Origin of the sequence: Proteus vulgaris, from assembly GCF_011045815.1 — a bacterium.
Classification (GTDB): Bacteria; Pseudomonadota; Gammaproteobacteria; order Enterobacterales; family Enterobacteriaceae; genus Proteus; species Proteus vulgaris_B.
Genome location: NZ_CP047344.1, coordinates 2,111,334 through 2,133,831 on the forward strand (window position 1 = coordinate 2,111,334; position 22,498 = coordinate 2,133,831).

Consider the following 22,498-nt stretch of genomic DNA (forward strand, 5'->3'; position numbering starts at 1 on the left):
TTAAATATAAAATGATTAAAAAAACAAAACTGACTATATTATCTATATTTAGCATTCTTCCTATTTATGGTTACACGTCAATAGAAATAAATAAGGATAAATTTATTTTTATCGAAAGCAACAATCAAGAAATTATCGAAATAAAAAATAATACAAATAGTGACTACTTTATACAAAGCTGGATTTCATACTATGATGAGAATAATGATGATGAACTACCTTTTATGATCACTCCCCCACTATTTAAAATAGAGAAAGATGAAAACTATTCCTTGAAAATTTTTAAAATAGATGAAATAGAAAAAAAAGATAGAGAAACGCTATATAGAATAAACATTAAAAGAATACCAGTACTATCTGATTCAAATGAAAATTTATTACATATATCAATGAACTCTGTCTATAACTTAATATACAGACCGACATCAATAGAAAAAAATGCAAAAGATGCCTATAATAAAATCGAGTTTTTAAAAAACAAAAGTAACGAGCTTATTATAAACAATCCTACACCCTACTTTATTACTTTGCTTAATATCAGTTGCAATGATGTATTATTGGTTAATAAAAGTAAAACAATACCACCATTTAAAAAATGGAACACAAAAAATAAAATTAAAAAAGATGGATTGATAAAATGGAAAACTATAGATCAGTTTGGTGTGGAAATAAATGCAACAGATAAGGCCATAATTAATGAAGATTAAGTTTAAAAAAAAAGAGATCACTTTCTTTATTTTAATGTCTATTTATTACAAAGATACTTTCGCTCAAAATAATTCCCTCTCTCTTTATTCTAATTCATTTTCTAATATTAGTGATGATACCATTAAACTCCTTCTTGAAGATAAAAAACCTGAAGGATTTTATCACTCTATTATTTATGTTAATAATAGAAAGAAAATGGCAAAACTCCTTTATTTTAAAAGTATAGATAACAAGTTAATTCCTTGTCTTTCTATCAATGATTTAACCTCTCTTGGTATTGATACCGAATTTTATAAAATCACAAAAGAAAATCAGGAAATAATTCCTTTAATCGATTATTTGATTGATTTTAAATACCAATTTTCCAATCAAAAATTAAACTTAATCATTCCACAAAAAGCATTAATAAAAAAAACAGACTATGTCATTAATGAACAAGACTGGGATAATGGAATTACCGCATTATTCACTCAATATTCCTATTCGATTAAATATCATCAGAAAAAATCGTTTGAACAAAAACTTAATTTACACTCGGGTATTAACATAGGGGCTTGGCGTATACGTAGTCAAAATGAGTTTAATTGGACAAAAGATAACTATCAATCTAAGCTTTCATCAATTTACACCTATCGACAAATTAATTCTTTTTCTTCTCTTTTTTATACTGGCAAATTTTCACCTACAACACGAATATTATCGAATGATAAAATTATTGGCTTTCAATTAATATCCAATAATTTAATTGCAAATAAAAATCTTTATGCTAACAGCCCTATTATTGAAGGAACTGCTGATACACAAGCTCAAGTTATCATAAAACAGGGTGATAAGATCATCTATGAAACGACAGTTCCTCCCGGCCCTTTTCTTCTAAATTCATTACCTTCTATAGGTAGTGAAAAACTTATTTTAGAGATCAAAGAAACAGATGGAAGAGTAAAGGTTTCAACACACTATTTTACATCATTACCTAATCAATTAAATAAAGGGAGTTATCAATATAATATCATCTCAGGTACATTAACTAACCATCCTAATAATAAAAATGCTCTTTTTATTTTGAGCGAATTTTCATATGGATTGAGTCAAAAAATCACTTCTTACAGCGCAATAAAAAAGCAGGATAATCAACAAAAATATTTATCTGGATTATCTCTAGATTTAGGTTTTTTAGGTGGCTTGGCGACAGATATAAGTTATGAAAAAAATAACAATGATAAAATTAAATATCAGTTTCGTTATCAGAAAAACATTCCTATTACACAAACTTACTTTACTTCGGGGATGTCTTTTTATCAATATCTAGATAATTCATTATCAAAAAATCGCATTAAAAAAAATTATTCATTATCTTTATCTCAGAATATTAATGAGTTAGGCTTTATCTCTTTGTATTATTACGATAAAAAATACCATAATTCATCGAAAGAATTTGAAATTGGAGCATCTTTTTCATCCTCATTTAATAGAGTGAGTTATCATTTAAAGTATGATTTCAAAAAAGAAAAGCATTTTCCAGATCATTATTTTTCATTTAATTTTCATATTCCTATAGGGAACAGCGAAAATTATCAATGGATTAACAATCAAACAAATTATCAAATTAATAATAAGCGTTATATAAACAGTACAAATATAGGTGGTACATTACTCAATAATAATTTAGGATATTCGATAAACTATCAACATACACATCACCCTAAAAGAAAATATAATCAATTTTCTGCTAACACACGATATCAAAATAATTATCAATCTTATAGTTTTTCTGGAAATAAGTCAGAGAATAATTACAATCTTAACTTTTTAGTTAATGGTGCATTGGTGCTTCATTCAGAAGGTATTACTCTGACCCCCCGTTTAGGAAAAACCTTTGCATTAGTTAATACACAAGGTATTACTGGTATTAAAACATCATTCTCACCTAATTTAGAAACAGATATCTTTGGCAACTTAATTTTAAATAATATTACGCCTTATCGAATAAACAAAATCAAACTAAATACGGCAACACTCCCCCAATCCGTTGAAACAGAATATTATAGTAAAAGTATTATTCCTACATTAGGTGCAATATCTAAAGTTACTTTTCCAATGAAAACAGGCTACCGTATTATTTTTAAATCAAAAACGCCCCTTCCTTTTGCCTCAAAAGTTACCGTACTAGATAAAGAGGATAATATTATTTCTCAGGGATTAGTAACAGAAAAAAATATCATTTTTCTTTCTGGCATTCCTGATAATGGATTAATAAAAGTAAAATGGGGTAAAAATAAACAGTGTCAATTTAATTATAATTTAAGTTTTGATGAAAAGAAAAAAAATCTGATAAAAAAAGAAGTTACCTGCCTTTAAATTTAATTTATTAAGAGAAATCATGAAAACTATTATCTATTTAATTATTATATTACTACTTTCATCTTTTTCATTGCCATCAACAGCTAGACGTGGTGATCATGAAATTCCCTCAAGTTGTAATGTTGATTATATCTATGAAAATATTAGCGATAGACTTTCTGTTAATAAAAATGATTTCTCATCACATGCAGCAGGAACATTAGCAGATATTGACAACCATATTATTATTATTGTCATAAATGATTGTTCTAAAAGCAATGGGGATATTCGCTTAAAAATTGAAAATACAAGTATTGATAATACTACAGGTTATTTGAAAAATATGATTAGTGCTCCCGATGCAAGCAATAATATTGCATTTCAATTATTGTACAATGAGGAAGAAAGACCTATTAATCTTAATAAAACGAGCGAATTTTCTGAAGAATTGATTGATGGAGAGGCTGAATTCTACTTTTCAGTTAACTATGTTAAAAAAGATAGTATGCCTCCTGCCCCCGGTTATATACGCTCAAATATTAATTTCATTGTCATGATCAATAACGATATTGTTAATTTTAATGATTAGTCATGATCAATAACAATAAAAAGCACGATAGATATTTATAATATATCGTGCTTTAAAAATTAAATAAGGTTAAGTCTCTATTTAAGATTTAACTACTTTTTTACCCATTTTCCATTAATACCCTTTACAAACTCACCTTCATTAGCTCTTGCGACTAATTTTTCACCTGCAAGTCGAGCAACAGAATCAGGTGTTACTTGGTTAGTTTTAGCAATTTCAGCATATTTTGCTTTTCTTGCTTGATTTATTTCATCTGCAAGTTGTTGAGCCTGCTTGTTATTAGTTTGCACAAGCTCAATATAACCACTAAAGGTTTCTCCTACCAATCCTTGCGATCTTGCTTCATCAAGCGTTAATGCTATAGCATTTGCACTAGTTAAAACTATCATTAGACCAAAGCTTAGGAGATATTTTTTATAATTCATCATTTATCCTTTAAAAAATGGCGCTGTTATTTTTTAAGAGATCTTCAACTTGCCGGTCTATTTTTACATTAATCTCATGCTCAATTTTAACATTCATATTAATATTAATCGGCTTATCGGGCGTAGCGACTTCTAGTCGAATACATCCTGTTAACGCCGATATTCCCATCATTAAAGCCGTTAATAAAAATAGTTTTTTTAAAAATAAGGGTTTCACTCTGACTCACTCCCTAAATCTGATAAGCTTTTTTCTAACCACTCTTCCAATTGTGAGCCAAATCGTAAACTTCGCCATAATTGAAAGACATTTTCTTCGTGCCGATAATTGAGATTAACTTGCCGGCGTTTATCTTCTAGAGGATTCGTTCCTTGAATTTCAGCCTCTAATATTAACTCACCTAAATTACTTAAATTAACGCGAGTCCAAGAACGGCTGATTTCTAAATAACGTAACCATGCCATAGCAATGCCTGCTGACATATTATTATCGTCAATTGAATCAACAAAATCTTTATCGAGTCTTAACGTCAAGTAAGATGAATTAGCAAGCCATCCATCTTTAATAATCCATTGATTATTATTAATAAAGAATGGAAATTCACCACTAACTTTACCTGATGCCGCAAACTGCGTCACTTTTAACAAAGTAAAAAGATGACTTAATTGAATGTTATCAAGAGAAATAATCGCTGCATCATGTTGTGGAATTTTGAGTTTTGCCAATGAAATGGTTCCATCAAGCATGGCTACATTTACATTAGATAAAACTAACGGTTTATTTTCTGTTGCAGGGTAAAAACCTTGGAGATCAGCCGTAATATCCGTCATATCAAAAAGATTATTAACACGTTTTATACGTAGCTGGACAGGCTGTTTAACACCTAGCTGCCACTCGTCACCATTTAAACGCCAAGGCAAAATAAAATCTAAGCCGTCTAAAACACCATCTTTAAGCCACATTCCCCCCTGCTTAACAACAAGGTGACCACCGGCAATTAATCCTTGTTCTGGTGCAATAGAAAAGTCTGCTTGGGTATAGAGTTCACCTCTATCAAGAGTGATCCCTAAGTCTTCTGGTAAGAGCGATTGAAAAACATTAATAGGTTGTGAAGGCCAACGCATTTGCCCTCTTAATCTTGCGCCATCCCAACGTGTATTTATTGCAATTGGTCCTATATTGGGTTTGGCACTTAACTCACCTTTCATATTAAAATTGAAGGGTGATTTACCACTGATTGTGGCAATAAAATCGGTTCTATCTAGAAAGCCACCAGCGGGAAAGTCTATACGTTGACTGGTTAATTTTAATTTTCCACCAAATGTTGGTTTTTTCTCATCTCTTACCCAACGAAATGGGCTCTCTAAAGATAATCGAGGTGCCGTCATCGTTGTATGTTGGTATTTTAAAACATCAAACCCTGTATTAAGTTTTTCAAAACTGACCAATTTATCAGCCCAATACCCTGTACCTGCAATATCCCAACGAGCTTTTAAAGGCAATAAATTTCCTTCCCCCCAATAACGCCATTGCCACATTCCATTATCAGGTAAAAAATCAATTGCTTTACCTTGAAAATGAATACGATAGTCGCCCCAAATACTGTCTTGCGCGACAACAATCGCATTTAAACGGCCGTTAAAACCTTTTGATGAAAATGTTGTTCCTGCTAATGGTAAGCGAGCATCTTTTATAGTGAGCGTTTCAGTTAATGGGCCTTTAAAGCGAAGTAATGAACCAGATTGAAATTCAATAGTAGGATCAGCTAATGTTCCCGTTACATAAACAGGTAATTGCGTACTGGCTTGCATTAATTGTTTATTAACCACACCAGTAATTTGAATAGGAATATGTGCATCTAGCAAATTTACGGCTGTTTCAGGGATCGAAATGACTAAATTTCCTTTTCCTGCATTACCTTCTGTCATTACATTTAATCGTGCAGTTAATCTTAAATCAGACAGGCCTTTTTGCCATTGGGCAATATTAATATTAACGCCACCACGTAATGGTTGATCTAGTCCAAACCATTCCCAACGACCTTGTTCAATCTTTATATTTTCGGGAGTAACATGCCAAGGTAATAAAGCTAATGCATGGCCTCCCCCTTGTTCCGCAAGTGAAATAGTGCCTGATTGTCCTACCCATTCAAGAATAAGAACTAAGGGATAAGCATAATGGGAGGTTAATAAAGTCGCATCAATTGTACCTTTTTCAGGTAATGAGGCAATATCAAGGGGTAATGCTATTTCAGCAGCAAGTTCAATATTATTGTCATCAGGTAAATTTACTTTAAATTGCTTTATATCTAGCCATTTATTGTCTCTAATAAAAATACCAAGTTGAGCATTTTCTCCTTGGTACGTCACTAATCGGCCACCTTGTTGTGTCTTTAGCTGTAGCGCACCTTGATAGCGAGTATTTTCTTTTAAAAGTACATTTTCTATATTGACGGCTAAGTATGGTATCGATGTTAATAATGAATTTATCTCAACAGGCACTGTTGCCGTTTCTTCCTGTTTATTAGGTGGCATCGTTGAAAAACAATGCTCATCAATAATGAGCTGCTGGCTATTAAATTGCAGTTTATCAATCTGTTCTTTTCGATAAGAAAAAGCAAAGTTGTCAATACTTGCTAAAGTACAACTGGCTGTCGTTAATGCAATATTCTCAATAGAAATACCTGCTCGCTCTAATTGAGGCTGAGATAATGAGAGTGAGACGCCTTCAGGTAGGTAAGATTTAGCAATAACAGGCAACCAACGAGGGATAGACACCCACAACGCAGTGCCAATTAGGCCTACACCTACCAGTATCGTCCCTGTCCATTTGATTGTTTTTCTTAACAACACATCATATTCCTTTTAAACAAACCTGAATCATCCACTTACCTCGCTAAATTGTTTATAATGATAGTATTAATTTCTTTCATATTGGGGCTGGATAATTCTTGTTTTTCCAGCCTCTGAACAAAAATTTTAATCGAGAGTAGAGAAAACTGGATGAAAATCGTTTCCTATAGTACTAAACATTATGATCGTAAGCACATGGAATGGGTCAATCAACATAATGGATATCATTATGATATTGAATATTTCGATTTTAATTTGACAGAACAAACCGCAAAAAATGCCGTTGGCGCAGATGCTGTTTGTATTTTCGTCAATGACGATGCAAATCGCGCGGTTTTGCAAGAACTAGCTAGCCTTAATATTCGCATACTTGCTTTACGCTGTGCGGGCTTTAATAACGTTGACTTAGAAGCAGCGGCTGAATTGGGTATCACTGTTGTCCGTGTGCCGGCCTATTCACCAGAGGCTATTGCAGAACATGCTGTTGGTATGATGCTCTCCTTAAATCGCCGTATACACAGAGCTTATCAGCGCACTCGTGATGCAAACTTCTCATTAGAAGGTCTAACCGGTTTTAATATGCATAACCGCACTGCGGGCATTATTGGTACTGGTAAAATTGGATTAGCAACATTACGCATATTAAAAGGTTTTGGTATGAAATTACTAGCCTATGATCCTTACCCAAATCAAGCCGTACTTGATTTAGGTGCTGAATATGTCGATTTAGCTACAATTTACGCAAATTCTCATGTAATTTCATTACATTGCCCGTTAACCGCAGATAACCATCATTTATTAAATGAAACTGCTTTTGCACAAATGAAAGACGGTGTGATGATTATTAACACCAGCCGTGGTGCATTAATTGACTCTGCGGCAGCGATTAATGCTTTAAAACAAGGCAAAATTGGTGCGTTGGGTATGGATGTTTATGAGAATGAACGCGATCTTTTCTTTGAAGATAAATCCAATGACGTTATTCAAGACGATATTTTCCGTCGCCTTTCTTCTTGTCATAATGTGTTATTTACTGGGCATCAAGCATTCTTAACTGAAGAAGCACTGATCAGTATTAGTGAGACAACATTACATAATATTAAAGAAGTTGCTTCAGGTAATACCTGTATAAACCAAATTAAAGCCTAATACTCAGCATTTAGATTAAAGTAATAAAAAAGCAAAAGCCCCCTTGGCATAATTTTGCCAAGGGGGCTTTTTTTATCAATGAGAAATGTCGAGTTTACTTCTCTTGGGTATCGAGAACCTCAGCTGATTTTGTAACACCAAAACGAGATAATTTTTCGTTATCTTCATCGACTTTAAATTGTGAAACCAAGTTAGCTAATTGATGAGCTTCATCATCCATATTGGCTGTAATTGCTGCTGACTCTTCAACTAATGCTGCATTTTGCTGCGTTACAGTATCCATCTCACTTACTGCTAACGCAATTTGATTGATCCCCATACTTTGCTCATTAGAAGCAAGGGCAATCTGTTGCATAAAATCATTTACTTGATTAATTGTCGTCACGATCTCTGACATCGACCGACCCGCTTGGGCTACTTGCTGAGAGCCTACATGGACTTTATTAACAGAATGAGTGATCAGTTCATTAATCTCTTTAGCGGCTTCTGCACTACGACTTGCTAAATTACGCACCTCTGACGCAACAACGGTAAATCCACGACCTTGTTCACCGGCTCTAGCTGCTTCAACGGCAGCGTTTAAAGATAAAATATTGGTTTGGTTTGCAATACTATTAATGATGTCATTGATATCTGCTATTTTCTTCGCACTTTCAGAGATTGAAGACATGGTTTCTACCACGCTATCCATAACACTCTCGCCATTTTGAGCAGAGCTTGTCGCTGTAAGAGCTAATTTACTGGCTTCTCGTGAGTTATCCGCATTTTTTTCAACCGTTGTTTTAATTTGCTCCATACTTGCAACCGTTTCTTGTAATGCACTTGCTTGCTCTTCAGTACGAGAAGATAAATCCGTGTTTCCTGTCGCAATTTCGCTTGCACTCACACTAATGGTGTTAACAGCATTTTTGACGGAAGAGATCATATGGCTGAGTGAATTTTTCATCTTATTCATTTCATTGAACAATTGACCAAATTCATTATTCCCATGATTTTCCACTCGCATACTTAAATCACCTTGGCTCATCTTGCTAAAAATATCGATAAGTATTTTGATATTGCCAATAAAGGTATGAGAGAACCAACGTAATATAAAGATAAATAATAGAATAACGATAACGCCAGTTGTAATCGATACTATCATCAAGCGTTCTTGTGATACTTTTGCAATATCGATATAGCTATTTTCGATACCATTAGCTACAGCATAATATTGCATGGTGATATCGTTTAGCTCATCCATTTTTACGCTAGCAGAATGTGTTGTCAGCTCACCTCGGCGCAATCGCTCTAACGCCCCCGTAAAAATATCGAGCAGTTCATCAAAGCGTTTTGTCATATCGTCTGCTATTTCACGCCCTTCCATCGTTAGCTTTTCAGCATCTGCCCAACGGTGGATCTCTTCACGGGTAATTTCAATATACTCGGCTGTTTGATGAAAATATTTTGCAGATGGTTTTTCATTAACTCTTAATTGCCCATCTAACCCATTAATATTTGCCCTGATCACAGCCATTTGATATCGAGCTTTACCCATTAGCAACATTTGCTGACTTAGGCTATTTGATGAAACGAAATTATTATAAGATCGAGTGGAAGCATCATAACTAAAATAAATAATGCTCATAATCAACGCAAATAAAATGGCCAGCATGACCTTAACGGTCTTTTCTATACTGATATTTTTAAACATGGTCATATTCCATCAAAATATACAGAGTTTTTTACCTGTACATTTGTAAGATATCAGAATGCACCCTTTCTCTGACAAAGAGTATATTCCCTGGTGTAATAAAGTAAGGCTAAAATTTATTCATTAGAATATAAAGGCACATAAGATCTGCCTTTGTTTATAATGTCGGTAATAATGAGAGAAAACTTTAGAGTGTAGTGAAAAGCATTTTTCATTTACTAAATAAACGATTGTTTTATCCAGCCAGAGATAAATTAACTCTATAATATCCCGCAATGATGCTGATTTTACTCAGAAAAAGATAATTTATTAAATATTTTTTAGTTTTTGCACTTTATTTTATTTATTCTTACACTGTCTCTTTATAGGTACTCTTACCTATTAACATTAATTTATTTAATTACATTATTTATTTAAATCCAATATTAAAAACAGTTTATTTCCAATAAAAATAAGATAGTTTCCTAAAACCATCTTATTTGTCTCTTTATTGAGTTACATTTCACTTTATTAAGAAATTTAAATGATCTTTTTTATTAATAACGTTTCTGTTAGTTCAATAAGTCTTATCACATTCAATGGTGCATCTCTTTTTTTTAGTTCATCCAAAGAAAGCCATTGGAAAGATTTATTTGTCAATTGACTGTTTTTTAGCGGTTTACAAAGATAAATCATATCAATGTGATAATGAAATCCTTGTTTTTTATCATGAATAGGTTCTTTTAAAATAGCGAGGGGTTTAACAAGCTCAATAACATCACCATTATTTAAATCAAGATTTAAACCAAGGTTAAATTCCGGCTGGTAACACAAGCATTCACACAATAAGCCCGTTTCTTCTTCTATTTCTCTTAATGCAGCATTTTGTGGTTCTTCATTTTCTTCGATATGGCCTCCTGGTGGTAGCCAATATCCTATCTTGGGATGTAAATGGAAAAGAAACTGCCCTTGTTCATTAAATACAATACCTGTTGCAGTGAAATGGCTTTTAGGTACATCTATTGTCATAACATGCGTATCCTTAAGTTTTATAATCTTGTTCCAATGTACATCAAATCATTATACTTTTTGTGCTATTGATTATTTTTCACATTTGCTGAAGCTTGTTTTATTCCCATCAAAAAATCAAAAAAAATCCTCTTAAAATCCTTGCAGGCATTTTCTTGTAATGTGGCTTCATTTTTTAAGTTAATCGCAATATGAGTGAGAAAACCATAGATTAAGTTAACGACAATATCAGGAGAGTAAGTGCAAATTTCTTGCTTAGAATAGAGTGTTTCTACGCAGAATTTGATTCGAGGAATAAGAATTTGTGCATCAATTTCATCCCATTCTTTCCAACCCAAAACTGAAATAATCTCTTGTAGCGGAATAAGCTTGTCTTTATGTTGGTAGATATGATCAACACAAAAACTAAAAATGGCCTCAAGTTCTTGCCATTTATCATCATAAGTAGGAATTTTAACCAGTTGCTTCATAACGTTATCAACTTGAAAAAGATAGCACTCTTTTAACAGTGCTTTCTTATTACTAAAATGATGATAAAACGCCCCTTTCGTCACTCTTGCATGACGTGATATTTCATCAATGGAAACATCACAATAGTTTTGATTTATAAATAGTTCTTGTGCCGCTTCACGTAACGCCGTGCGTGTTTGCTCTGAATTCTCTTGTTGCCGTGATTTTATTTTCATGATAAAATCCTAAAAACATACCATAAGTATGTAATAATATATGGGTATCAGTTTCGTGTAAACTGAACAAAATATTTTCAGGAAATTATCATGTCATCTCAGTACAATGGGCTTATCCCCTCGAATACCTTATCCACATTTAATATAGAAATTATCAAAGAACTTCTTCTCTGGATTGAGGTAAATCTGGAAAAACCGTTGCTACTTGATGATGTGGCGATTAAATCTGGCTATACAAAATGGCACTTGCAGCGTGTATTTAAACAAGCAACGGGTTTAACACTGGCTTCCTATATTCGTGGACGGCGTTTAACCAAGGCGGCAACAGAATTGCGGTTGACAAAATTACCTATCCTTACTGTGGCATTACGCTATCAGTTTGATTCTCAACAATCTTTTACTCGCCGCTTTAAAGCTACATTTGGCGTTACGCCGACTGAATACCGTAAACTGGATAATCTTTGTGGTAATAATTTTCAGCCGCCAATTAATTTTGATGTTATTGATCTGCCCATTCCTAAAATTATGGATTTACCAGACAGCTATGTTTATGGCATGCAATATCAATATTTTTGCTCTATAGAAGATATTGGTAAATTACATGAAGATATTCGTCATCAATTTTGGAATGATTTTTTACTTTATACAGATAAAAACTTTACAGAAAGTACAGTGCTTATTTCTTATCAGCCCAATACATTACGTAAAAATAAAATCCAAATTGACTATGAGATTGGTTTAAATAGTTTAGATCACTTTACAAAAACCAGTGGATTTAGAAAAAGAGTGATTGAAGGTGGGCGTTATGTTCGATTTCAATTTAAAGGAACGTTAGAAGAATATAAGCAATTTGCGATGAAGATTTATTTTTATACATTACCCGCATTAGGCTTATGTCGCCGGTTAGGCGCTGATATTGAACGATATGTTAGTATAGAAACTGACGTTGATTTAATGGAAATACCCCGTACTTTAGAAATTGATTATTACGTGCCAATTCACTAATTTATTCTCAAATAGCCTGAACGAGTCAGGCTATTTTTATTAAGAGTATATTAATTTTATAGTGATGAGCTATGTAATGGCTTTTTCAACTCTTGTTTCTACTAAATAATTGACTAAATTAATGAGTTGTCCCTCAAAAAATAAATATTATTTTTCCTTCTGATCTCTCTACACAAGTGGATCTATTTATCATGCGTATTTCACCTCTATTTTTATTATCTGCTTTTTTGTTACCTTCTTTTACCAGTTATGCAGAAATCTCTACCCATACCCTTTTGCGTACCGAGGGTAGTGAAATTAATTATTTTTTAGATAAACGAGCGGAAAACAATCAAACTTTACTTGTATTAATGCAAGGTTCTGATTGTAACAGCATTAAAAATAATACATTTATTCAAGAAACATTTGGGCAATGGTTACCTAATAGCGATGTTTTGATGGTGGAAAAATATGGTATTACTGCTCAATTACCTTATTTTCAAAGCGGAGAAGAACGGGCTGATTGCCCTAAAGAGTATACACTTCATGATAATCCCAACCAAAGAATGCAAGATTATGATGCAGTTTTAGATAAATTATCCCCTCATTATCCGAATATTGTTTTAATCGGCGGAAGTGAAGGTGCGACGATGGTGCATTTAGTGGTAGCTAAACGTAACGATATTAACGCGGCTGTCGCTTTAAATGGCGGTGGACGATTTTTTCTTGATGATGTTCTTTATAACATCCGTCATACCACACCAAAAGAACACGTTGAAGATGCGGTAAAAGGCTTTCAACAATTTGCTGATGCAATAAAAAATAACCAAATTAATGATGACCAAAATATTGGTGAACATAGTCCTTTATGGTGGAAACAGTTTTTTGCAATTGATTTACTTAATGTTATTAAAAATAATACTCAAACTCCTGTTCTTATTATCCAAACGCTCAATGATACTAATGTGAATGTCGAGGCTTTCCACCTACTGAATCAGAGTATTAATCAGCCTAATATAAATTTCATTAAGTACGATAAGTTAGATCATGGATTTTATAATGAACAAGGTGAGCGTTTAACAGATGAAATAATCAATGATATCCAACAGTGGTATTTGAGGATCGTAAAATAAATTTATCTTTTTTATTAGCCTTATTCTTATTCTTCTATACTTTACCTGTAATAGAATTACTTATAACTGATTTAACGCAGGATCTTTTTATCGTTAATTCTGTATAATGATAATTATTCTCTCTTCTAAGTTTGGAATAAGAATGGAAAGCACACTTTTACGACTTGATAAAATAGGTTATCAAGTCAATAACAAAAAAATTCTTGATAATATCAATTTTGAACTTCACCCTAGCGAATTTAAACTTATCACCGGTCCTTCTGGTTGTGGTAAAAGCACCTTGCTTAAGATTATCGCTTCTCTGCTCTCTCCCACCAGCGGTTCTATTTTCTTTGAGCAGAAAGATTATTTAACCCTCTCTCCTGAAGAATATCGTCAACAAGTGTCTTACTGTACACAAACACCCATGTTATTTGGTGAAACGGTTTACGATAATCTTAAATTTCCTTATTTTTTACGAAAAGTCTCCGTTGATGATAAGAAAATTGCACACGATTTAGATTATTTTTGTTTGCCTATTTCTATTAAGGAAAAAGGAATAAACGAGCTGTCAGGTGGAGAAAGGCAACGTATTTCGCTGATAAGAAACTTACAATTTATGCCAAAAATCTTATTACTTGATGAGATAACCAGTGCATTAGATGAAGATAACAAAACAAAAGTGAATGAGGTTATTCATCATTATGTTAAAGATCAAAAACTCGCTGTTTTATGGGTCACTCACGATCAAAATGAAATAAAACATGCCGATGATGTGATCTTATTATCTTCTCATAATAATGATTAATTTGTTTATTTTTTTATCAGTTACCCTTTAGCGATGAGCGAACATACTATTATGAACGAACATACGATAAGTAATGAGTCACTTATTTTCTCGCTGTTATTAGTACTTGTGGCAATCTTTATTAGCCACAAAGAAAAATTATCATTAGAAAAGGATATTATTTGGAGTACCGCAAGGGCCATTGTCCAACTCTTAATTGTTGGCTATGTATTGACCTATATATTCCATGTAGACCATTTTATTCTCACCTTTTTAATGGTGCTATTTATCTGTTATAACGCGGCACATAACGCCAAAAAACGCAGTAAATATGTTAAAGATACTTTTCTTATCTCTTTTGCTGCTATTACCACAGGGGCATTATTAACCCTAACTATTTTATTACTCACCAGTTCGATTGCCTTTACTCCTATTCAAATCATCCCTATTACCGGAATGATTGCAGGTAACGCAATGATAGCAACTGGCCTTTGTTATAATAATTTAGGGCAACGTTTTCAAAATCAGCAACAGCAATTACAAGAGATGTTAAGCCTTGGAGCTACCCCTAAATTAGCCTCGATGAGTATTATCAGAGACAGTATTAAATCTTCATTAATCCCAACGGTTGATGCAGCAAAAACAGTTGGTATTGTAAGCTTACCAGGTATGATGTCAGGGCTTATTTTTGCAGGGGTTGATCCATTACAAGCCGTGAAATATCAAATTATGGTGACGTTTATGTTGATGGCCACAGCCAGTATTTCGACCATAATTGCATGTTACTTAACCTATAAAAAATTCTTTAATCAACGTCATCAGCTAATTAATTTAGAAAATAGTTAATTATATTGAAAAAGGTCACTAAATAAAGTGACCTTCTATTAAGTAGTATGCAGGTTTAAATAATTACTTTAATACCGTACACCCCATTTTTTTAACTAACTCACCTGCTTGAGTTTTCACATCTTGAGCGTTTTCAGGTAACTGACTCCAAAGTGTTAAACCTGTACGTGCTTCCACTTCTGCCGCTGTTACTTGGAATTCACAAAAATCTGCTTTTTTCGGTGTTTGTTGATCCATAATAAACGCCGCATAAGAGGAATTTTCTGGAGAATCATTTAGAAAAACCACTTTAAAATAAGCACTTGGAATTGTGTGCTCTTTATCTGTACTTGGCAATTTACCCATATCTCTTTCATAGATAGGGCCTGTCACTGTAAAGACTTTGTGGCCTGCTTTGGCCAAATTACGCTCTTGATCTTCTAATCGTACCCACGCACCTTGGTTTAAATCTGCTTTTTGTGGTGTGATATTAGAAAGATAATTAAGTGCATTCCAACCAGGTAACGCAGCCAATGAAGCTAAAGGCGCCTGATGACCACGGTCAACTTTTAATGTGGCATTGGCATTTTTGTAATCCGCTGGCGATAAGGTTTCATCATTGCCTAAAGCCGGATCTTTTTTCCAATTACGTGCTTTACCACTACCTATGCTGTCTTTAGTTACTAAATAAGCAACCCAATCCGCAAACTTGGTTTCGCTATTATTATTTAGTGTATAAACATCTCGCTGAATAGTGGTTTCGCTTCCGCCTAATGGACAACCAATACCACAATTTTCATCATTCATTGAACGCATGGAAATATCACGCGCCGAAGTTAACAATGAAGATCCAATATTAGTATTAGGTTCAACAGTTATATCGGTATTTGCATAACTGGTGGAGATCATAAAAAATGATAAAATAATAGGTGTAATACGTTTCATATAAAATTCCTTTTTAAATAAAGAAACAAAAAAACTCGCCGAAGCGAGCTTTTTGTTAAAAGAGAAAAATCCTATTTTCTCTCGATGATGTATTCCAACTATAAACTGCAATACAAAAACCCCATCGTATTAATGAGGTTATTTTTAATCACAATTTACAGCCCAGAATTTTGCTAAGAAATAAAAAAACGGCGCGTAAGAATTCTAAAGATCAAATATCACAAACACCGTTTATGATGAATATTTATTTTCACTGTCCCAAAAAGCAAAAAACCCCGCATTAAGCGAGGTTTAAAACTTATTAGGTTTGGTGAAGACTAAATTTCCACCATGAGAATAATCATGGGATATAATTCTCATTTAGTCAATAAGTTTTCTACATATATTTTTATATGGAATAATTTTCTCTTTATTAACAATAATAAAGAGAAAATTATTTATATCACAGTTTGTTTGTTGTTCTTGAATTATTGATACTTCTAATCAGTGATAAGCTTCTAGCGATTTATTTTTTCATATGTATTATTATTCAACAGCTAATACAAAGGAACTATCATCACTTTTTACTATATAAATCTATAGCTTACCAACAATTATCCATATTAAAATTTATATAAAAAATTTAAATTGAGTTGGGTTATAACACGAGAAAATCCAGATGCAAAAAAGCGCCACCCTCACCACCGAGCACAAAATAAAGGTATATCTTGTAAATGCATTTACCCGCAATAATTCTGGAGGTAATCCCGCAGGTGTCGTACTTAACCCCCCTAATCTAAGTGATAAACAAAAAATAGAAATTGCGCGCCTAGTCGGCTTTTCTGAAACCGCATTTGTCTATACAGGCAAAGAGACTGACTTTAAGGTTGATTTTTTTACTCCAGAAGGAGAAGTTGATTTTTGTGGGCATGCGACATTAGCAGTTTTCTTTACTCTAGCTTCGCTTAATTTTATTGAGTCGGGTAGTTACACGCAAAAAACAAAAGCTGGTATTCTAAGTGTCGCTGTAAGCTCACAAAGTATTGTTATGGAGCAAACACGTCCTGTTATGCGTCAAGGGCCTAATATTGATGTTGTCGCAATAGCATTGGGCATACACCGTGATGTTATTGAAAAAACTGGCTTACCCATTACGATCATTTCAACAGGTTTACACGATATTATTGTGCCTGTGCAACCAGGCTCACTAGATACTTTACAACCCAATTTTGATGTAATTGCGGATCTAAGTCGTGAATTTGATACCATCGGTTTTCACGTATTTGAATTAAGTCAAGACATCGCCATTACAGCTCATTGCCGAAATTTTGCACCTTTGTATGGTATCAATGAAGAATCTGCAACAGGCAGTTCTAGCGGAGCATTAGGCTGCTATTTGGTCAATTACGTTTTTCCTAATGAAACTCATTTTCTTTTAGAACAAGGCCGTGCGATGGAATGCTCATCGTTGCTTGAAGTGACGATTAATTCATACGCTCAAGAAATTCTTGGTGTTAGCGTTGGCGGGCAAGCTGCTATATTCGGAGAAAAAACAATCCGTCTTTAAATGGAAAAAAGCCCCGAAAAGGGCTTTTAATAATTGAATTCCGCAACGTTGTTAGTTTTTAATTAACCACGCCCTTTCGGACGATTAAGAATATGATCTTCCCAATCTTCAACTTCCGTTTCTGGCACTGCAATATACCTTACAGATATATTACCTTGGTGCATTTTTGCTTTATTTCCCGCAATAAGTGGATGCCAACTTTGTAATGTTTTGCCTTCAGCAAGAAGACGATACGCACATGTCAGTGGTAACCACTCAAATGTTGGTAAATTATACCTTGTAAGCTTGATACAATCCGGCTCATAACGGAAACGATCTTCGTAATTACTGCATTGGCAGGTCTTAATATTAAGTTGATTACAAGCGACATTGGTAAAATATATTTCGTCGGTATCATCATCCATTAACTTGTGTAAACAACATTGCCCACACCCGTCACAAAGTGATTCCCACTCATCATCACTCATTTCATCTAATGTTTTAGTCTGCCAAAAAGCCTTTGCCATCTCTACGTTATTACCTTATTGCTCATCTGATACGAATTAAATAACCCGCGTTGTCAGCTGATGCTCGTTAACACTTAATACCAACATATCACCCGATTCTAGAGGGCCGACACCTTCAGGTGTTCCCGTTAAAATCACATCACCAGGGCGTAGGGTAAAAAAGCGAGACATATAGCTGATAAGGGGTAAAACAGGAGTAAGCATATCACGACTGTTACCCTGCTGACGAATCTCGTCATTAACACGTAACATTAAATCGACATTTTGTGGATCACCAAAAGAATTAACGGGAATAAAACCTGACAGTGGTGCAGAGCCGTCAAACGCTTTACTTTTTTCCCATGGTTGTCCTGCTTTTTTCAATTTACCTTGTAAATCACGTAACGTGAGATCAAGACCAATACCGAAACCCGCAATTGCGCGATCAACTCGATCTTCATTGGCTTGCTTGAGTGGTTGACCGATAAGTACAGCTAATTCGATTTCGTGATGAACAGCACCCATATCCTTAGGAATAGCAATAGGTTGACGAAGATCGCACATAGCGGTTTCTGGCTTGATAAAAATCACTGGTTCTTCTGAACGAACTGAACCCATCTCTTTAATGTGATTTGCATAGTTACTACCCACACAAATTACTTTATTGACAGGGAAATCAAGTAACGCACCTTCCCAATCCCGATGTTGATACATAATGTGTTCCTTTTAGGTAAATTGCTGTGTTTTATTTCACTGCAAATATGGCTAACTCGCGTTAGGCAGTGAGTTTATTTTATTAGCAACGCCATCAGCCATTGTGACAATGCTAAGGGCAAAGAAGTAAGAACTATTCCAATGCATAATTGTGCGGAAGTTTTGTGTCACTAAATAACTTCGGTTTAAATCATCATCTGGAATTATTAACCATACCTGCATATCGTCACTTAATTGGCTATTAGCAGGTAATTGGACGCCTAATGCTTTCCATTGAGCAACCGTTTTTTGTTGCTCGGCCTTAATGCCTTCAAGTTGCTGGTTAAAATCTACTGATAAAGTAACCTGTTCCCCCCAAGGAAGTCCACTTTTCCAGCCTTCAGTCGCTAAATAATTAGCAGCCGAAGCAAATGCATCTTCACGCGTATTCCAGATATCTATTTTTCCGTCACCATTGCCATCTGCAGCATAAGTAAGGAAAGAAGATGGCATAAACTGAGTTTGTCCCATTGCTCCCGCCCAAGAGCCTTTCAAGCGCTGTCCTTGCGGTAAGTGTCCTTCCTCGATAATTTCAAGTGCTGCCATAAGTTGGCGTGTAAATAGCTCTTCTCGACGACCTTCAAACGCTAATGTAGCCAGTGCAGAAACGACATCTTCTTTGCCTTGCACTTTACCAAAGCCACTTTCAAGCCCCCATAACGCAACAATATAGTTTGCAGGCACTCCATATTTTTTGCTGATTAACTCTAAGGTTGATTGATTTTCTTGATAGAGATTAGCGCCTTGATTTAGGCGACCATTGGTGACAATGCGCGGTAGATAAACATCGAGTGTAATTTTCTTTTCTGGTTGATTTCGATCAGATTTAATCACTCGTTCAATAAAATGTGCTTCTGAAAAAGCAAAATCTATTGTTTCTTGTTTATATCCCAATTGAGCCGCTTTCAATTTCAGTGCTTCAACATAAGCGGGAAATTGTGCAGCTGTGCGAGCATCTTTAGGAAAGGCCTGTTCTAATGATGCAATATTCACTTGTTTCCATCGAGGTGTTTTTTGTGTTTCAACTGCCGTTGCCTCTGGTGCGATAATTTGTCTTTCCGCCAATTTTTGTTGGCTATTAGTACAGGCTGACAGCATTAAACCAGAAACAATCACAGCGATGAACGAATATTTGAACATTTATGCTCCTTTTATCTCGATGATTTATTCAGTTTTTTCTGATTTTTTTAATTCATCTAAATAAGTATTTAACATACTTTCGACAGGTGGTGGAACTTGTAAGTAAAAACCCTGCTCAACTAATGCTTTTTTGACTTTTTCAATGTCAGCATGCGCTAAACGCTGTCTATCCGCGAGATTAAGCAACATTGCAAACTGAGGTTCGCCAAAACTTTGTAATAATTCGTCCGGAATTCGAGAAAAATCATCCTTTTTTTCGATGTATAAATAAGTTTGATCACGCTTGGTACTACGGTAAATTGCACAAATCATTTTCATTAAACTCTAATTATTAAAATAAGCGACTTGCCTGAATATTTTAGTAAATATAACATGCTTATATACTTTCGTAATATCGTCTCTGGTTTTTTGTGCCAGATTATAAAAAATTTACTGAGTCAGATAGATGTCAAACACGCCCATTGAGTTAAAAGGCAGTAATTTTACCCTTTCGGTACTTCATTTAAATGATGGAACACCGAAAGTTATTCGTCAGGCAATTTCAGAAAAAATTGCACAAGCGCCTCAATTTCTGAAAAACGCGCCTGTGGTTATCAATGTCTCTGCATTAGCAGATGATAATATTGATTTTAAAAAACTGAGGCGAATTGTAGAAGATGCTGGCTTACGTGTCGTGGGAATTAGTGGTAGTTCAAACGCTCAACAGAAAGAAGCGATAATTGCCGCACAGTTACCTATCTTAAATGAGGGTAAAATAGCTAAGCCAACAACTCAGGCAAATAACGATAAAACGAATGAAGCACAGTCAGTTGTGCGTCAAAAAACAAAAATCATCCATACCCCTGTACGTTCAGGGCAGCGCATTTATGCTCAAAATAGCGATTTAGTGGTTATTAGTAATGTAAGTGCAGGCGCTGAATTAATTGCTGATGGTAATGTGCATGTTTACGGTATATTGCGTGGACGTGTACTGGCTGGCGCATCGGGTGATCAAGAGAGTCATATTTTTTGTACGCATCTGTCTGCTGAACTTGTTTCCATTGCTGGTCAATATTGGCTAAGCGATCAAATTCCTACAGACTTTGTTGGTAAATCAGTACAACTGAGTTTGCAAGAGAATGAATTAACAATCGAGAACTTAATTTAGAGCATCGACAAGGAATCACTCCATGGCACGCATTATTGTTGTTACGTCAGGTAAAGGTGGGGTTGGTAAAACAACTTCCAGCGCGGCCATTTCTACCGGCCTCGCTCAAAAAGGTCATAAGACGGTTGTTATCGACTTTGATATTGGGTTACGTAATTTAGACCTTATTATGGGTTGTGAACGTAGAGTTGTTTATGATTTTGTTAATGTTATTCAGGGTGATGCTTCTTTAAATCAAGCATTGATTAAAGATAAGCGTACAGAGAACCTATTTATACTCCCTGCTTCACAAACAAGAGATAAAGACGCGCTCACTCGTGATGGTGTAGAACAAGTATTAGATGAACTCGATGAAATGGGGTTTGATTTTATTATTTGTGACTCTCCTGCAGGTATTGAAAGTGGCGCATTAATGGCCCTTTATTTTGCAGATGAAGCAGTCATCACAACAAACCCAGAAGTTTCATCTGTGCGTGACTCCGACCGTATTTTAGGCATTCTCGCCTCTAAATCACGTCGTGCTGAGCGCGGTGAAGATCCAATTAAAGAACATCTGTTATTAACACGTTATAATCCAGGCCGAGTGAGCCGTGGCGATATGTTAAGCATGGAAGATGTTCTTGAAATTCTATGCATTCCACTTTTGGGTGTTATTCCCGAAGATCAATCTGTTTTACGTTCATCTAACCAAGGTGAACCAGTTATTTTAGATAGCGAGTCTGATGCGGGTAAAGCCTATTCAGATACAGTAAATCGTTTGTTAGGTGAAGAACATCCATTCCGTTTTATTGAAGAAGAGAAAAAAGGCTTTCTGAAACGCCTTTTTGGGGGGTAAAAGATGGCTTTACTAGATTTTTTCCTGTCGCGTAAAAAGCCGACAGCTAATATTGCCAAGGAGCGTTTGCAAATTATCGTCGCTGAACGTCGCCGTGGTGATAGCGAGCCAGCTTATTTACCTGATATGAAAAGAGATTTATTAGGTGTTATCTGTAAATATGTGCAGATAGATCCAGAGATGCTTTCTGTTCAATTTGAACAAAAAGGTGATGATATCTCTGTATTAGAGCTAAATGTGACCTTACCTGAAAGCGAAGAACCAACAAAGTAAATCATATTTTACGCTTTTTATAAGTCATTATTCACAGAGCCAACCATGAACTATAATTAATTTGATTGGCTCTGTGTTTAATTATATACAATTTGAATTCACCTGAATGCGCAAATAGCGCTATATCTCGTTGCTATTTTAATCATTGGTGATAAGTCACAGGAGCCATTTTATTTCGCAATAACGTTTACTTTTACTGTTTCTATATTTAATGCATT

23 protein-coding genes are annotated in these 22,498 nt (G+C 34.6%); 12 read left to right on the top strand and 11 right to left on the bottom strand.

Features of this window, described 5'->3' with window-relative positions; genetic code table 11:
- Positions 1-11: 11 nt before the first annotated feature.
- The 3 genes from GTH24_RS09975 to GTH24_RS09985 are packed head-to-tail and all read left to right on the top strand — an operon-like array spanning position 12 to position 3,637.
- The gene (locus GTH24_RS09975) at positions 12-707 is read left to right on the top strand and encodes a fimbrial biogenesis chaperone (protein ID WP_164526355.1); all 696 of its coding nucleotides are present in this window, start codon (positions 12-14) and stop codon (positions 705-707) included.
- The gene (locus GTH24_RS09980) at positions 697-3,066 is read left to right on the top strand and encodes a fimbria/pilus outer membrane usher protein (protein WP_164526356.1); all 2,370 of its coding nucleotides are present in this window, start codon (positions 697-699) and stop codon (positions 3,064-3,066) included. The genes GTH24_RS09975 and GTH24_RS09980 overlap by 11 nt, the downstream gene beginning before the upstream one ends.
- Before the next feature lie 22 nt (positions 3,067-3,088).
- Complete coding sequence (locus tag GTH24_RS09985; protein WP_164526357.1) at positions 3,089-3,637, top strand: fimbrial protein; 549 nt, start codon at positions 3,089-3,091, stop codon at positions 3,635-3,637.
- 92 nt (positions 3,638-3,729) lie between these two features.
- Here GTH24_RS09985 and GTH24_RS09990 read toward each other — a convergent pair whose 3' ends face one another.
- From GTH24_RS09990 to GTH24_RS10000, 3 genes are read right to left on the bottom strand one after another with little or no spacing between them, the layout of a single operon-like run.
- Complete coding sequence (locus tag GTH24_RS09990) at positions 3,730-4,062, bottom strand: YdbL family protein (RefSeq protein WP_072068180.1); 333 nt, start codon at positions 4,060-4,062, stop codon at positions 3,730-3,732.
- A gap of 10 nt (positions 4,063-4,072) precedes the next feature.
- Positions 4,073-4,279 (bottom strand): YnbE family lipoprotein, encoded by a 207-nt coding sequence (locus GTH24_RS09995; protein WP_109408118.1) that lies wholly within the window; start codon positions 4,277-4,279, stop codon positions 4,073-4,075.
- Positions 4,276-6,912: a YdbH family protein gene (locus tag GTH24_RS10000; protein ID WP_164526358.1), complete on the bottom strand. Its 2,637-nt coding sequence runs from the start codon at positions 6,910-6,912 to the stop codon at positions 4,276-4,278. Before GTH24_RS10000 ends, GTH24_RS09995 begins: the two co-directional genes overlap by 4 nt.
- Before the next feature lie 150 nt (positions 6,913-7,062).
- Between GTH24_RS10000 and GTH24_RS10005 the strand changes: the two genes are divergently transcribed.
- Positions 7,063-8,061 (top strand): 2-hydroxyacid dehydrogenase, encoded by a 999-nt coding sequence (locus GTH24_RS10005; protein ID WP_072068182.1) that lies wholly within the window; start codon positions 7,063-7,065, stop codon positions 8,059-8,061.
- A gap of 94 nt (positions 8,062-8,155) precedes the next feature.
- On the opposite strand, the gene GTH24_RS10010 is transcribed toward GTH24_RS10005, so the two are convergent.
- The 3 genes from GTH24_RS10010 to GTH24_RS10020 form a co-directional block, all read right to left on the bottom strand.
- Complete coding sequence (locus tag GTH24_RS10010) at positions 8,156-9,754, bottom strand: methyl-accepting chemotaxis protein (protein WP_115349813.1); 1,599 nt, start codon at positions 9,752-9,754, stop codon at positions 8,156-8,158.
- A 519-nt stretch (positions 9,755-10,273) separates the two neighbouring features.
- Positions 10,274-10,762, bottom strand: a complete 489-nt coding sequence (locus GTH24_RS10015; protein WP_115349814.1) for an NUDIX hydrolase — start codon at positions 10,760-10,762, stop codon at positions 10,274-10,276.
- 65 nt (positions 10,763-10,827) lie between these two features.
- Complete coding sequence (locus tag GTH24_RS10020; protein ID WP_115349815.1) at positions 10,828-11,448, bottom strand: TetR family transcriptional regulator; 621 nt, start codon at positions 11,446-11,448, stop codon at positions 10,828-10,830.
- A 90-nt stretch (positions 11,449-11,538) separates the two neighbouring features.
- Here GTH24_RS10020 and GTH24_RS22310 point away from each other — a divergent pair, with 90 nt between their 5' ends.
- The 4 genes from GTH24_RS22310 (at position 11,539) to fetB (ending at position 15,177) form a co-directional block, all read left to right on the top strand.
- A complete protein-coding gene (locus GTH24_RS22310; RefSeq protein ID WP_072068185.1) occupies positions 11,539-12,453 on the top strand; it encodes a helix-turn-helix domain-containing protein in 915 nt (304 codons plus the stop codon).
- 191 nt (positions 12,454-12,644) lie between these two features.
- The gene (locus GTH24_RS10030) at positions 12,645-13,565 is read left to right on the top strand and encodes an acyl-CoA thioester hydrolase/BAAT C-terminal domain-containing protein (protein WP_164526359.1); all 921 of its coding nucleotides are present in this window, start codon (positions 12,645-12,647) and stop codon (positions 13,563-13,565) included.
- Positions 13,566-13,707: 142 nt separating this feature from the next.
- Complete coding sequence (fetA, locus tag GTH24_RS10035; protein ID WP_072068187.1) at positions 13,708-14,352, top strand: iron efflux ABC transporter ATP-binding subunit FetA; 645 nt, start codon at positions 13,708-13,710, stop codon at positions 14,350-14,352.
- Positions 14,353-14,403: 51 nt separating this feature from the next.
- The gene (gene fetB, locus GTH24_RS10040; protein WP_164526360.1) at positions 14,404-15,177 is read left to right on the top strand and encodes an iron efflux ABC transporter permease subunit FetB; all 774 of its coding nucleotides are present in this window, start codon (positions 14,404-14,406) and stop codon (positions 15,175-15,177) included.
- Between the two features lie 63 nt (positions 15,178-15,240).
- Here fetB and GTH24_RS10045 read toward each other — a convergent pair whose 3' ends face one another.
- A complete protein-coding gene (locus tag GTH24_RS10045; RefSeq protein ID WP_431311723.1) occupies positions 15,241-16,065 on the bottom strand; it encodes a DNA/RNA non-specific endonuclease in 825 nt (274 codons plus the stop codon).
- Positions 16,066-16,759: 694 nt separating this feature from the next.
- Between GTH24_RS10045 and GTH24_RS10050 the strand changes: the two genes are divergently transcribed.
- Positions 16,760-17,647: a PhzF family phenazine biosynthesis protein gene (locus GTH24_RS10050; RefSeq protein ID WP_072068189.1), complete on the top strand. Its 888-nt coding sequence runs from the start codon at positions 16,760-16,762 to the stop codon at positions 17,645-17,647.
- Positions 17,648-17,709: 62 nt separating this feature from the next.
- Here GTH24_RS10050 and GTH24_RS10055 read toward each other — a convergent pair whose 3' ends face one another.
- From GTH24_RS10055 to GTH24_RS10070, 4 genes are read right to left on the bottom strand one after another with little or no spacing between them, the layout of a single operon-like run.
- A complete protein-coding gene (locus tag GTH24_RS10055) occupies positions 17,710-18,153 on the bottom strand; it encodes a YcgN family cysteine cluster protein (protein WP_072068190.1) in 444 nt (147 codons plus the stop codon).
- A gap of 36 nt (positions 18,154-18,189) precedes the next feature.
- A complete protein-coding gene (locus tag GTH24_RS10060; protein WP_072068191.1) occupies positions 18,190-18,846 on the bottom strand; it encodes a fumarylacetoacetate hydrolase family protein in 657 nt (218 codons plus the stop codon).
- A gap of 51 nt (positions 18,847-18,897) precedes the next feature.
- On the bottom strand, positions 18,898-20,025 hold the full coding sequence (locus tag GTH24_RS10065; protein ID WP_072068192.1) for a lytic murein transglycosylase: 1,128 nt from the start codon (positions 20,023-20,025) through the stop codon (positions 18,898-18,900).
- 24 nt (positions 20,026-20,049) lie between these two features.
- On the bottom strand, positions 20,050-20,337 hold the full coding sequence (locus GTH24_RS10070) for a YcgL domain-containing protein (RefSeq protein ID WP_072068467.1): 288 nt from the start codon (positions 20,335-20,337) through the stop codon (positions 20,050-20,052).
- 133 nt (positions 20,338-20,470) lie between these two features.
- Here GTH24_RS10070 and minC point away from each other — a divergent pair, with 133 nt between their 5' ends.
- From minC to minE, 3 genes are read left to right on the top strand one after another with little or no spacing between them, the layout of a single operon-like run.
- Positions 20,471-21,172, top strand: a complete 702-nt coding sequence (minC, locus tag GTH24_RS10075) for a septum site-determining protein MinC (protein ID WP_072068193.1) — start codon at positions 20,471-20,473, stop codon at positions 21,170-21,172.
- A gap of 22 nt (positions 21,173-21,194) precedes the next feature.
- Positions 21,195-22,007, top strand: coding sequence for a septum site-determining protein MinD (gene minD, locus GTH24_RS10080; RefSeq protein ID WP_036936680.1), 813 nt, complete (start codon positions 21,195-21,197; stop codon positions 22,005-22,007).
- Positions 22,008-22,010: 3 nt separating this feature from the next.
- Positions 22,011-22,280 carry a cell division topological specificity factor MinE gene (gene minE, locus GTH24_RS10085; protein WP_072068194.1) on the top strand — a complete coding sequence of 90 codons (270 nt, stop codon included), beginning with the start codon at positions 22,011-22,013 and terminating at the stop codon, positions 22,278-22,280.
- Positions 22,281-22,498 lie beyond the last annotated feature (218 nt).